Origin of the sequence: Streptomyces sp. NPDC047042 (genome assembly GCF_040644035.1) — a bacterium.
Lineage (GTDB): Bacteria > Actinomycetota > Actinomycetes > Streptomycetales > Streptomycetaceae > Streptomyces.
Genome location: NZ_JBEYVP010000088.1, coordinates 1 through 11,348 on the forward strand (window position 1 = coordinate 1; position 11,348 = coordinate 11,348).

The following is an 11,348-nucleotide window of genomic DNA, read 5'->3' on the forward strand; positions in this document are numbered from 1 at the left end:
TTGCTGTCTTGCGTTTCCGACTCTATCAGACCGTTTCCCGATCCGATTTCCTCGGTGCTTTCCAGGTTTCCGCTTTCGCGTTTCCCTTTCCGGCGGCTCCGACTTTATCAGAAGTTCTGAGTCGGAATTTCCACCCGCTCGGGTTGGTCCCAGGCACGCAGTTGAGCCGGGTTCCCTCGCTGGCGGAGCCGTAAACGTACTGGAGCGGGGCTCCTCGATGCAAATCGAGGAGCCCCGCTCCTGGTTCACGCCTACGAGGGGGCCGGTGAGGCACCCTCCGGGGCCGTCAGACCTCCACGACGACCGGGAGGATCATCGGGCGACGGCGGTAGGTGTCCGACACCCATTTGCCCAGCGTGCGGCGGATGAGCTGCTGCATCTGGTGGGGTTCGACCACCCCGTCCTGCGCCGAGCGCTCCAGCACTTCGGTGATCTTCGGGACGACGTCGCTGAAGGCGGAGTCCTCGATGCCCGAGCCCCGGGCCTGGATGTGCGGGCCCCCCGTGATCTTGCCGGTGGACGAGTCCATCACCACGAAGACCGAGATGATGCCCTCGTCACCGAGGATCCTGCGGTCCTTCAGGGCGGGTTCGCCGACATCGCCGACCGAGAGCCCGTCGACGTAGACGTAGCCGGCCTGGACCTTGCCCGAGATCTTCGCCTTGCCCTCGATGAGGTCGACGACGACGCCGTCCTCGGCGATGACGATCCGGTCGTGCGGGACGCCGGTCATCGCGCCCAGTTCGGCGTTGGCCCGCAGGTGGCGCCATTCACCGTGGACCGGCATAAGGTTGCGCGGCTTGCAGATGTTGTAGAAGTACAGGAGCTCGCCGGCCGAGGCGTGACCTGAGACGTGCACCTTGGCGTTGCCCTTGTGGACGACGTTGGCACCCCAGCGGGTCAGGCCATTGATCACGCGGTACACCGCGTTCTCGTTGCCCGGGATGAGGGACGATGCCAGGATCACGGTGTCGCCCTGGACGATGCGGATCTGGTGGTCCCTGTTCGCCATGCGGGACAGCGCGGCCATGGGTTCGCCCTGCGAGCCCGTACAGACCAGCACGATCTGGTGGTCCGGGAGATCGTCGAGGGTCTTGACGTCCACCACCAGGCCCGGCGGGACCTTCAGATAGCCCAGGTCCCGGGCGATCCCCATGTTGCGGACCATGGAGCGGCCGACGAAGGCGACCCTGCGGCCGTACTCGTGTGCCGCGTCCAGGATCTGCTGGATGCGGTGGATGTGGCTGGCGAAGCTGGCGACGATGATCCGCTTGCTGGCCCCGGCGAAGACCTGCCGCAGCACGTTCGAGATGTCGCGCTCGGGCGCGACGAAACCCGGCACCTCGGCGTTCGTCGAGTCGGAGAGCAGAAGGTCGATGCCCTCTTCGCTCAGCCGTGCGAACGCGTGCAGGTCCGTGAGACGGCCGTCCAGGGGAAGCTGGTCCATCTTGAAGTCGCCCGTGTGGACGACCATGCCCGCGGGGGTGCGGATGGCCACGGCGAGCGCGTCGGGGATGGAGTGGTTGACGGCGACGAACTCGCAGTCGAACGGGCCGATGCGCTCCCGGTTCCCCTCCGTCACCTCGAGGGTGTAGGGGCGGATGCGGTGCTCCTGGAGCTTGGCCTCGATGAACGCGAGGGTCAGCTTGGAGCCGATCAACGGGATGTCCGGCTTCTCCCGGAGGAGATAGGGGACAGCCCCAATGTGGTCCTCGTGGCCGTGGGTGAGGACGATGCCCTCGATGTCGTCGAGACGGTCCCTGATGGACGTGAAGTCCGGCAGGATCAGGTCGATTCCGGGCTGCTCCTCCTCAGGGAAGAGCACGCCGCAGTCGACGATCAGTAGGCGACCGCCGTACTCGAAGACGGTCATGTTGCGGCCGATCTCGCCGAGGCCGCCCAGCGGGGTGACCCGCAGGCCGCCCTTCGGGAGCTTCGGCGGAGCGCCGAGTTCAGGATGCGGATGACTCAAAAGACTCTCCTCACCACACGCGCCACGTACCGGCAAGGCACGTGGCGCGCATGACGTTCGTGCAAAAGCAGTTGTTGGATGTGGGTTACGGACACGTACGTCCCGCGTATTCAGTTGTGAAGTCTGTTGTCAGAGCTGTACCCCGCCGGCAGCAAGATCGATCTTGAGCTGGGCAATCTCGTCGGCCGACAGCTCGACCATGGGTGCGCGCAGCGGTCCGGCGGGCAGGCCCTGGAGGGCGAGCGCGGCCTTGGTGGTCATGACGCCCTGGGTACGGAACATGCCCGTGAAGACCGGGAGCAGCTTCTGGTGGATCTCGGTGGCCTTCTGGACCTCTCCGGAGACGTACGCCTCGACGAGGGTGCGCAGCTCGGGCGTGACGACATGGCCGACGACCGAGACGAAGCCGACGGCACCCACGGAGAGCAGCGGCAGGTTCAGCATGTCGTCGCCGGAGTACCAGGCGAGGCCTGAGCGGGCGATGGCCCAGCTTGCGCGGCCGAGGTCGCCCTTGGCGTCCTTGTTCGCGACGATCCGGGGGTGCTCGGCGAGCCGGACGATCGTCTCGGTGCTGATCGGGACGCCGCTGCGGCCGGGGATGTCGTACAGCATGACCGGGAGTTCGGTGGCGTCGGCGATGGCCGTGAAGTGCCGGTACAGGCCCTCCTGCGGGGGCTTGTTGTAGTACGGCGTCACGGTCAGGAGGCCGTGCGCGCCGGTCTTCTCCGCCGCGCGGGCCAGTTCGATGCTGTGGTGGGTGTCGTTCGTACCGACGCCCGCGATGATGTGGGCCCGCTCGCCGACGGCCTCCAGTACGGCTCGTACGAGATCCGATTTCTCCGCGTCGCTGGTGGTCGGGGACTCGCCGGTGGTGCCGTTGATGACCAGGCCGTCATTGCCTGCGTCCACCAGGTGGGTGGCGAGCCGCTGTGCGCCGTCGAGGTCGAGCGCGCCGTCCGCCGTGAACGGCGTGACCATGGCGGTGAGGACCCGCCCGAAGGGGGTCTGCGGAGTGGAGGTCGGAGCCATGGGTACCACGCTACTCGGTGCTCAGGGCGCGGTCTGCCCTAGGGGTGCAGGAAAAATCATGACAAATAAGGAGCCCGGCACTGCCTGCTCGGGGGTTCAAGCAGTGCCGGGTCCGTTTGATCAGGCTAGATGAACCTCCCGAAATACCGCAATACGGACACTTCGCGAGGCTGATCCGTACATCTGTGCCCGGTGGTGAAACGCGCGTGCGTGTGCCTTACGGCGCCACCCTGCCGTTCGCGTTGAAGGCCGCGTGGGTCAACGGCATGAGCCTGGCCCACTCCGCCTCCATCTTCTCGCCGACCATCTCGATCTCCCGCTGCGGGAAGGACGGCACCTTCGCCAGCTCGTGCTGGGTGCGCAGGCCGAGGAAGTGCATCAGGGAGCGCGCGTTGCAGGTGGCGTACATCGACGAGAACAGGCCGACCGGGAGGACAGCACGGGCCACCTCACGGGCGACGCCCTGCGCGAGCATCCGCTGGTAGGTCCGGTACGCCTGGCGGTAGGAGTCCTCCATGGCGTGCTCCACGAGTTCGTGCTGCTCAGGGGTGCCCTCGACGAACACGTACTTGCCCGGCCGACCCTGCTGTACGAGCTTGCGCGAGGTGTCCGGCACATAGAAGACGGGCTGCAGCTCCCGGTAGCGACCCGACTCCTCGTTGTACGACCAGCCCACACGGTGCCGCATGAACTCGCGGAAGACGAAGATCGGGGCGCTGATGAAGAACGTCATGGAGTTGTGCTCGAACGGGCTGCCGTGCCGGTCTCGCATGAGGTAGTTGATCAGCCCCGTCGAGCGCTCCGGGTCCTTGTTCAACTCGTCCAGGGACTGCTCCCCGACGGTCGACACACGGGCCGCGAACAGCACGTCGGAGTCGGCCGCGCTGTGTTTGACCAGTTCGACGGTCACCTCGCTGCGCAGGTCGATCTTGAACTCGTCGTCGGGGGTGGGACTCACGGTCTGGAGGGTCCTTCCATCTCGTCACTCGGGCCACGCCACTCTACGACTTCCACCAAACAGGACGTTCACCACCGTCACAGAAGTAATTCGGTGAAACCGGGCACCATTTGGGGTGCTCGCTCGTCTGTACAAGCAGCAGCGATTCGTTCGATCGTCACGATCCCAGAGGGAGAAGCACCCCATGTTCCGCCGGCGTGAGCCCGTCCCGTTCGCCTTCATCGCCGAGGCCGACAAGTTCCGCAGCAATGTCGCTCCCCCGCCGCGTCCGCGCGCGTCCGCCGGGGACATAGCCGGGCGCTGGCTTCTGGGGCTCACCGTCGTCGCCGGGCTCGTGGGTTCCCTGGTTCTCGGGATGCCCGCGCTGTCGGTCGACCGGCAGGCCGGGCAGACGCAGCAGTCCGAGGCCGTCGGCAGCCGTTGAGTTCCCGTCGTTCTGCGGCCGAATGGCGTGGTCCGGCCCTCCTCGGACCCCCGAGGCTGGTGACCGGCCAGTCGGCTGTATAACCTCACCGGGCACAGCCCGCCCGTGGAACTGAGTGAGGACCAGCCGTGCCCCTGCCCTTCCTGACGGCCGACCGCGCCTCCGGCGAAGCCGCGGCCGGTCATGCCCTGCCGTTCGACGACCGCGATCGTTGGCGGCGCCCGTACCGGCCCGGCCCGTGGCGGGTGGGTGCGGCGGCGCTTCTGCTGCTGCTCGCCTCGTACGTGCTGTTCGCGGCCGTCATCATCGCCGCCACCGGCGCGTTCTCCGGCGGCGCGGTGTGCCTCGGTATCGCGCTGGCCGTCATCGCCGTCGCGCTGCGGCTGCTGCGTACTGGCGTGTGGGTGAGTGCGCACGGGCTGCGCCGGGTGGCGTTCCTCGGCACGCGGACGACACGCTGGGAGAAGGTCGTCGCTGTACGGACGGTGCAGCAGCCGGTGCGCTGGCTGGGGCTGCCGCGCACCGTGCAGGGGCAGGCGCTGGTCCTCGTACGACGGGATCGGGCTGCGGACGATCTGGCGCCCCTGCTGACCACGCACAACGCCGACTTCCTGGGCCGGATGGAGGCGTTCGACCGGGCGGCGGACAGCGTCGAGGCATGGGCCGCGGAGTTCGGGCGGGGTTAGGCAGCCCCCCTCCCACCATGCTGAGAAACGATGCCGAGGGGCGGTGTTCAGGCCGTCTGGGCCGGTGATTTGCCGGCGTGCAAAGCGATCGCACGCTGCATCGCCTTGCGGGCGCGTGGGGTGTCGCGGGCGTCGTGGTAGGCGACGGCGAGGCGGAACCAGTTGCGCCAGTCGTCTGGGTCCGACTCCGTCTCGGCCTTGCGCCTGGCGAAGACCTCGTCGGCCGAGTCGCGGTCGACCCGGCCGCTCGGCGTGCGCCGCAACTCATCGACGGGCAGGCCGCCTTCGGCCTCGAGTTCGGCCGCGAGGCGGTTGGCGTCACGGACGAACTGCGTGTTCTTCCAGAGGAACCACACGCCGATCCCCGGCAGGATCAGGACCGCCACGCCGAAGGTGACGGTCAGGACCGTGCCGGCCTCGATGAGCATGATCCCGCGGCTGCCGACCAGGACGAAGTAGAAGACCAGGACGGCGGCCGTGAGGGCGTAGGAGAGTTTCGCGCGCATGACGTCCCTCAGCCGAGGTCGAGGAAGTGTTCCAGGCCGAAGGTGAGGCCCGGGGTGTCCACTACGCGGCGCGCGCCGAGCAGGATGCCCGGCATGAAGCTGCTGTGGTGGAGCGAGTCGTGGCGAACGGTCAGCGTCTCGCCCTCCCCGCCCAGCAGGACCTCCTGGTGGGCCAGGAGCCCGCGCAGCCGTACGGAGTGCACGGGCACCCCGTCGACGTCCGCGCCGCGCGCGCCGTCCAGCGCCGTCACCGTGGCGTCCGGTGCCGGAGCGGAGCCCGCCTTGGCGCGGGCCTCGGCGATCAGCTGCGCCGTACGCGACGCGGTGCCGCTGGGCGCGTCCACCTTGTTCGGGTGGTGCAGCTCGATGACCTCGACGGACTCGAAGTAGGGCGCCGCGATCTGCGCGAACTTCATGGTCAGTACGGCCCCGATGGAGAAGTTGGGCGCGATGAGCACGCCCGTCTCGGGGAACTGGGCCAGCCAGCCGGTGAGCTGCGCGAGGCGTTCGTCGGTCCAGCCGGTGGTGCCGACGACCGCGTGGATGCCGTGGCGCACGCAGAAGTCGAGGTTGCCCATCACCGAGGCGGGGGTGGTCAGCTCGACCGCGACCTGGGCGCCGGTGTCGACGAGCGTCTCCAGCTTGTCGCCCCGGCCGAGGGCGGCGACCAGTTCCATGTCCTCGGCGGCCTCGACCGCCCGTACCGCCTCGGCACCGATACGGCCGTTGGCGCCGAGGACCGCCACGCGCAGCTTGCTCATGTTGTTGCTTCCTTACCGGACGGGTACGGGTGGAGCGGGTACGGCCGTCAGGCGACGGCCTCGTGCAGGCGCGCCGCCTGCTTGTCCTTGAGCGGGCCGATGACCGCCAGCGACGGACGCTGTCCCAGGATCTCGCGGGCGACCTCCCGGACCGCGTCCGGGGTGACCTCGGCGATCCGGGCCAGCATGTCGTCGACGGACATCTGGTCGCCCCAGCACAGTTCGCTCTTGCCGATACGGTTCATCAGCGCGCCCGTGTCCTCCAGACCGAGGACCGTCGAACCGCGCAGCTGGCCGATGGCGCGGCCGATCTCCTCGTCGGAGAGGCCGTGCTCGGCGACGTGGTCGAGTTCGTCGCGGCAGATCTTCAGCACGTCGTGGACCTGCGAGGGCCGGCAGCCCGCGTACACGCCGAAGAGGCCGCAGTCGGCGAACCCGGACGTGTACGAGTACACGCTGTACGCGAGCCCGCGCTTCTCCCGGACCTCCTGGAAGAGGCGGGACGACATACCGCCGCCCAGGGCCGTGTTGAGCACGCCGAGAGCCCAGCGGCGCTCGTCCGTACGGGCCAGGCCCGGCATGCCGAGGACGACATGGGCCTGCTCGGTCTTGCGGCCGAGCAGTTCGACGCGTCCGCTCGTACGGAGGTTGCGGCGGCCGTCGCGCGGGGCGATGGGCTTGGCGTCGGGCTTCTTGAGGGCGCCCGCCTTCTCGAAGGCCGCGCGGACCTGGCGTACGACCTTGTTGTGGTCGATGTTGCCGGCCGCCGCGACGACGAGGTGGGTCGGGTCGTAGTGCTTCTTGTAGAAGCGGCGGATGCGGTCCGCGGTGAGGGCGTTGACCGTGTCGACCGTGCCGAGGACCGGGCGGCCGAGGGGGGTGTCGCCGAGCATGGTGTGCGCGAACAGGTCGTGCACGCAGTCGCCCGGGTCGTCCTCCGTCATCGCGATCTCTTCGAGGATGGCGCCGCGCTCGACGTTGACGTCCTCCTCGAGGATCAGGGAGTCCGTGAGCATGTCGCACACGACGTCGATGGCGAGCGGGAGGTCGGTGTCGAGCACGCGCGCGTAGTAGCACGTGTACTCCTTCGCCGTGAACGCGTTCATCTCGCCGCCGACCGCGTCGATCGCCGAGGAGATGTCCAGCGCCGACCTGCGCGTCGTGCCCTTGAAGAGCAGGTGCTCCAGATAGTGCGTGGCGCCGTTCAGCGACGGCGTCTCGTCGCGGGAGCCGACGTGCGCCCAGATGCCGAAGGTCGCGGAGCGGACCGACGGCAGGGTCTCGGTGACGATGCGCAGGCCACCCGGAAGGGTGGTCTTACGGACCGTGCCGATGCCGTTGGTGCCCTTGATCAGGGTTTGCGTACGGGCAACGGCCCGCGCCTCCGAAGAGGTGCGGGCCGTCGCCGTGGAGCTGCTCGACGTCACTGGGCGGTGTCGTCCTTCTTCTCCTCGTCGCCTTCACCCTCGATGACCGGGATGAGCGACAGCTTGCCGCGGGAGTCGATCTCGGCGATCTCGACCTGGACCTTGGAGCCCACCGCGACGACGTCCTCGACGTTCTCCACGCGCTTGCCGCCGGCGAGCTTGCGGATCTGCGAGATGTGCAGCAGCCCGTCCTTGCCCGGGAGCAGCGACACGAACGCGCCGAAGGTGGTCGTCTTCACGACCGTACCCAGGTAGCGCTCGCCGACCTCCGGCATGGTCGGGTTGGCGATCGAGTTGATCGTCGCGCGGGCCGCCTCGGCCTGCGAGCCGACCTGGGCACCGATGTAGATGGTGCCGTCGTCCTCGATCGTGATCTCGGCGCCGGTGTCCTCCTGGATCTGGTTGATCATCTTGCCCTTGGGGCCGATGACCTCACCGATCTTGTCCACGGGGATCTTGACGGTGATGATCCGCGGGGCGTTCGGGGACATCTCGTCCGGCGTGTCGATCGCTTCCATCATCACGTCGAGGATGTGGAGGCGGGCGTCACGGGCCTGCTTGAGGGCGGCGGCCAGGACGGAGGCGGGGATGCCGTCCAGCTTGGTGTCGAGCTGGAGGGCGGTCACGAACTCCTTGGTGCCGGCGACCTTGAAGTCCATGTCGCCGAAGGCGTCCTCCGCACCGAGGATGTCGGTGAGGGCGACGTAGTGCGTCTCGCCCTTGATCTCCTGGGAGATCAGGCCCATGGCGATACCGGCGACGGGGGCCTTCAGCGGCACACCGGCGTTCAGCAGCGACATGGTGGAGGCGCAGACCGAGCCCATGGACGTCGAACCGTTGGAGCCGAGGGCCTCGGACACCTGACGGATCGCGTAGGGGAACTCCTCGCGCGTCGGCAGGACCGGCACGATCGCGCGCTCGGCGAGCGCGCCGTGGCCGATCTCGCGGCGCTTCGGGGAGCCCACGCGGCCGGTCTCGCCGACGGAGTACGGCGGGAAGTTGTAGTTGTGCATGTAGCGCTTGCGCGTCACCGGGGAGAGGGTGTCGAGCTGCTGCTCCATACGGAGCATGTTGAGGGTGGTGACGCCCAGGATCTGGGTCTCGCCACGCTCGAACAGCGCCGAGCCGTGCACGCGCGGGATGGCCTCGACCTCGGCGGCGAGCGTACGGATGTCCGTGACGCCACGGCCGTCGATACGGACCTTGTCCTTGATGACGCGCTCACGGACCAGGGACTTGGTCAGCGAGCGGTAGGCCGCGCTGATCTCCTTCTCGCGGCCCTCGAACTGCGGGAGCAGCTTCTCGGCGGCAAGACCCTTGACGCGGTCCAGCTCGGCCTCGCGGTCCTGCTTGCCCGCGATGGTGAGCGCCTGGGAGAGCTCGTCCTTGACGGCGGCGGTGAGCGCCTCCAGGACGTCGTCCTGGTAGTCGAGGAAGACGGGGAACTCGCCGGTGGGCTTGGCGGCCTTCGAGGCGAGGTCGGCCTGGGCCTTGCAGAGGACCTTGATGAAGGGCTTCGCGGCGTCCAGACCGGCGGCGACGACCTCCTCGGTCGGCGCCTCGGCGCCGCCCGCGACCAGCTGGATGGTCTTCTCGGTGGCCTCGGCCTCGACCATCATGATCGCGACGTCGCCGTCCTCCAGGACGCGACCGGCGACGACCATGTCGAAGACGGCGTCCTCGAGCTCGGTGTGCGTCGGGAACGCGACCCACTGGCCGTTGATCAGCGCGACGCGTACGCCGCCGATCGGGCCGGAGAAGGGCAGACCGGCCAGCTGCGTCGACGCGGACGCGGCGTTGATCGCCACGACGTCGTACAGGTGGTCGGGGTTGAGCGCCATGATCGTGGCGACGACCTGGATCTCGTTGCGCAGGCCCTTCTTGAAGGACGGGCGCAGCGGGCGGTCGATCAGGCGGCAGGTGAGGATCGCGTCCTCGGAGGGCCGGCCCTCGCGACGGAAGAAGGAACCGGGGATCTTCCCGGCCGCGTACTGGCGCTCCTCGACGTCCACCGTGAGGGGGAAGAAGTCGAGCTGGTCCTTGGGGTTCTTGGAGGCGGTGGTGGCCGACAGCACCATGGTGTCGTCGTCCAGGTAGGCCACGGCGGAGCCGGCGGCCTGGCGGGCCAGACGGCCCGTCTCGAAGCGGATGGTGCGGGTGCCGAAGGAACCGTTGTCGATAACGGCCTCGGCGTAGTGGGTCTCGTTCTCCACTAGCGTTTTCTCCGATGCTTTTTCGTCTTTTGTCCCGTCCTGCCCGTGTGGCAGAGGGACATGGGGTCGGAGAAGCGCGCCTTCTGGTTGCGGGCCGGTCTTCGATCGAAGCACCCGGGAGTCGGTTCCCGGGGGCCACTACCGAGGACCGGCGGCGGCGAGGTGCACTTCTCCGCGTGTGTGTCCTGTTGTGTCCTGCGTATTGCGTTGTGCTACCACACTACAAAGAGGTGGTGACACTCCGCACGTACAGCAAAGGGAGCGGCCCCCTAAAAGTGGGAACCGCTCCCTCCACGGCGTGTTACTTGGCGCCCGCCGCACCGCGGCGGATGCCGAGGCGGTCGACCAGCGCACGGAAGCGCTGGATGTCCTTCTTCGCCAGGTACTGGAGAAGGCGGCGACGCTGACCGACGAGGATCAGCAGGCCACGACGGGAGTGGTGGTCGTGCTTGTGCGTCTTGAGGTGCTCGGTCAGGTCCGAGATACGGCGCGAGAGCATCGCGACCTGGACCTCGGGGGAGCCGGTGTCGCCCTCCTTGGTACCGAACTCGCTGATGAGCTGCTTCTTCACTGCGGCGTCGAGCGACACGTGATCTCCTCGTAAAGTCTTTGTAGAGCCACCGAGTGCCCCTGGTCCACATCTCAGGGGAGCTTCCGTTACTCGGGAGGCGGGGATCCGCTGCGCGCTGCCTCCGGAGTGCTGACTCCAGGGGTGCGTACACAAACGGCCGTCGACCAGGATAGCAGCAGGCAGCGGCCGCCCTCACCGCGGTAGGCAAGCGGTAGGCAAACAGCCCGGACGGGCCGGGCTCGGCCACTAGGGTGAGCACAGATCGTAGTTGTCGTATCACATACGTCGGGAAGGGGTCGCTTCGCCATGGCGGAGGCACAGGGCGCACCGGGCTCACAGGATGAGGACGTCAAGGCGCGCAAGGAGCGGGAGCGTGACGAGCTCTACTCCCTCGACATCTCGGGCGTCGAGTGGCACGGGGCCCCCGGCACGGAGGAGCACGAGGAGCGGGTCGAGATCGCCTACCTCCCCGACGGGGCGGTGGCCATGCGGTCCTCGCTCGACCACGACACCGTTCTCCGGTACACGGAGGCGGAGTGGACTGCGTTCGTGCTGGGGGCCCGTGACGGGGAGTTCGATCTGGAACCGACAGAGGTGAACGGCGGGCTCGCGGCGGCCGAGGCCGCGCCTTCCGGCTCGCATACGGATTCGGGTGGGGATGTGGAGTAGTCACTCGGCGGTTTTGAGTGATGTTTCAAGGGGTGGGCGCCCGCACCGAACTGGCCCACGCACTGGACGCCGGCTTCCCGCCCGGCACCCACCGCTACGGCTGGCCGCTGCTCCTGGCCGCGGCCACCGCGG

General features: G+C 68.2%; 11 protein-coding genes. 3 read left to right on the plus strand and 8 right to left on the minus strand.

Annotation, left to right across the window (positions count from 1 at the left end):
* Window positions 1-286: 286 nt before the first annotated feature.
* The 3 genes from ABZ855_RS47655 to thyX form a co-directional block, all read right to left on the minus strand.
* The gene (locus tag ABZ855_RS47655; RefSeq protein ID WP_319214061.1) at window positions 287-1,972 is read right to left on the minus strand and encodes a ribonuclease J; all 1,686 of its coding nucleotides are present in this window, start codon (window positions 1,970-1,972) and stop codon (window positions 287-289) included.
* Window positions 1,973-2,101: 129 nt separating this feature from the next.
* Window positions 2,102-3,001 carry a 4-hydroxy-tetrahydrodipicolinate synthase gene (gene dapA / locus ABZ855_RS47660; protein WP_360820138.1) on the minus strand — a complete coding sequence of 300 codons (900 nt, stop codon included), beginning with the start codon at window positions 2,999-3,001 and terminating at the stop codon, window positions 2,102-2,104.
* A 217-nt stretch (window positions 3,002-3,218) separates the two neighbouring features.
* Window positions 3,219-3,959: an FAD-dependent thymidylate synthase gene (gene thyX / locus ABZ855_RS47665; protein ID WP_360820141.1), complete on the minus strand. Its 741-nt coding sequence runs from the start codon at window positions 3,957-3,959 to the stop codon at window positions 3,219-3,221.
* 184 nt (window positions 3,960-4,143) lie between these two features.
* On the opposite strand from thyX, the gene ABZ855_RS47670 reads away from it, so the two are divergent.
* Together ABZ855_RS47670 and ABZ855_RS47675 are read left to right on the plus strand one after the other, a co-directional pair.
* A complete protein-coding gene (locus ABZ855_RS47670) occupies window positions 4,144-4,383 on the plus strand; it encodes a hypothetical protein (protein WP_319214058.1) in 240 nt (79 codons plus the stop codon).
* Window positions 4,384-4,511: 128 nt separating this feature from the next.
* The gene (locus ABZ855_RS47675; RefSeq protein WP_360820144.1) at window positions 4,512-5,069 is read left to right on the plus strand and encodes a hypothetical protein; all 558 of its coding nucleotides are present in this window, start codon (window positions 4,512-4,514) and stop codon (window positions 5,067-5,069) included.
* Between the two features lie 47 nt (window positions 5,070-5,116).
* Here the strand turns inward: ABZ855_RS47675 and ABZ855_RS47680 are convergent, their stop codons facing one another.
* From ABZ855_RS47680 to rpsO, 5 genes are all read right to left on the minus strand, one after another.
* Window positions 5,117-5,575 carry a hypothetical protein gene (locus ABZ855_RS47680; protein WP_360820147.1) on the minus strand — a complete coding sequence of 153 codons (459 nt, stop codon included), beginning with the start codon at window positions 5,573-5,575 and terminating at the stop codon, window positions 5,117-5,119.
* Between the two features lie 8 nt (window positions 5,576-5,583).
* Window positions 5,584-6,336: a 4-hydroxy-tetrahydrodipicolinate reductase gene (gene dapB, locus ABZ855_RS47685; protein ID WP_319214055.1), complete on the minus strand. Its 753-nt coding sequence runs from the start codon at window positions 6,334-6,336 to the stop codon at window positions 5,584-5,586.
* A 47-nt stretch (window positions 6,337-6,383) separates the two neighbouring features.
* Window positions 6,384-7,763, minus strand: coding sequence for a pitrilysin family protein (locus ABZ855_RS47690; protein WP_360820150.1), 1,380 nt, complete (start codon window positions 7,761-7,763; stop codon window positions 6,384-6,386).
* Window positions 7,760-9,976 (minus strand): polyribonucleotide nucleotidyltransferase, encoded by a 2,217-nt coding sequence (locus tag ABZ855_RS47695; protein WP_319214053.1) that lies wholly within the window; start codon window positions 9,974-9,976, stop codon window positions 7,760-7,762. The genes ABZ855_RS47690 and ABZ855_RS47695 overlap by 4 nt, the downstream gene beginning before the upstream one ends.
* Window positions 9,977-10,277: 301 nt before the next feature.
* A complete protein-coding gene (gene rpsO, locus ABZ855_RS47700) occupies window positions 10,278-10,565 on the minus strand; it encodes a 30S ribosomal protein S15 (RefSeq protein WP_189149835.1) in 288 nt (95 codons plus the stop codon).
* A gap of 288 nt (window positions 10,566-10,853) precedes the next feature.
* Here rpsO and ABZ855_RS47705 point away from each other — a divergent pair, with 288 nt between their 5' ends.
* Window positions 10,854-11,216 (plus strand): DUF397 domain-containing protein, encoded by a 363-nt coding sequence (locus tag ABZ855_RS47705; RefSeq protein ID WP_319214052.1) that lies wholly within the window; start codon window positions 10,854-10,856, stop codon window positions 11,214-11,216.
* The last annotated feature ends 132 nt before the right edge of the window (window positions 11,217-11,348 follow it).